At 64.3% G+C, this 1196-nt stretch carries 2 protein-coding genes; both read right to left on the bottom strand.

All coding sequences use genetic code 11. The features are described from left to right. The coding region (locus tag ACXJKR_RS32945) for a hypothetical protein (protein WP_457326444.1) at positions 1–482 on the bottom strand (482 nt) is incomplete at its 3' end. Then, positions 479–1196: class I SAM-dependent methyltransferase (locus tag ACXJKR_RS32940; protein ID WP_457326443.1), on the bottom strand; the 718-nt coding region annotated here is incomplete at its 5' end. The genes ACXJKR_RS32940 and ACXJKR_RS32945, both read right to left, overlap by 4 nt.

Below are 1196 nucleotides of genomic sequence, written 5' to 3'. Positions count from 1 at the left end.
ATGTAGTAGGCATTCAGCGCGCGCAGGTCTCGCGCAGACATGCGAAGCGCATCACCTCGCCGAGCAGCGGTCCGCGCGTTTTGCCAGGCCAGCAAGTACCGGAGCCACAAGGTGGGTCGCGGCAGGCAGCGGTTCATCGTGCGCGCCACTTCGAAAAGGTACAGGGCGCCCTGCTTCATCGGCAGCATTCCGACCGATTTCAATGCCAGCCGCGCCAAGGGTGTGGTTTCAGAATTCGGCGGGTAGATCTCCAGCCATGGGCACGGCGCAAGGGCACCTTGATCGACATTCTTCGCCGCCAAGCGGACCCCCAGAACGAAGGGGCGCATGGACACGGGACAGTGGTCGCCACTGACGTCAACGGGCCCGCTGGGCAGCCCTCGCAGCACCACTCGAAGTGCAAACTCCGCAGAATCGGCATACACCACAGGCGCGTAGCGCAGGCCCTTACCGCTGCGCAACAAGGACAGCAAATGCCTCATGGCCGCCTGCGGAGAACGACAAACAGGAAGTTTGAATCGAGCGCCCCTAGCAGCGCGCTACGACTGGCTGCGCGAACCTCCACAAGGGCGAAATGAGGTTCCGCCGCTTCGCGTATGGCGCTGACGAAATGCCGGTAGGACGTGACCTTGCCATTCAACTCGATCGCTCCCGTCCGGACCGAACGCAATGCGCTTCGCCACCACCAGGCGTGCAGCATGTCTTGTCGGTAGAACGGATTGAGGACACTCGCCACCAGTGCCCCGTCCGGTTTCACATGCGACGCGAGCCGTTGCAGCAGCGGCTTGAGCTCGCGCACGTGGCTCAGCACGGCAAAGTTGGCGGAAATGGCTGCAACCGGAGGGCTTCCCTGAAGCGCGTTTTCCATTGCGGCCAGCGGGCCCACCGCCGGCGTGATGCGCCCAGCCGCAATCTCGTTGATACAACGCGCTCTCAGCACATCCACCATGCCGGGCGAGACGTCGTAGGCGATGACGCGGTGCCCACGCGCGGCATACCACGCCGCATCGGTGCCAGTACCGCAACCGAAATCCAGGATCACCCCGCCCGGCCCAGCGATGGACACCACGCGCTCACAGAACGACAACCGCACCGCCACGTTGTCGTCTCGGCCATCAACCAGGGCATCGTAGCCAGCCGCCGCACCATCGTAGAAGCGGGCCGTCGCGTCGGCGGGAGCGCCGCAAGGTGATGAC

The organism is Roseateles sp. P5_E11 (assembly GCF_054049355.1).
This window is presented reverse-complemented; position numbering and strand designations above follow the sequence as displayed.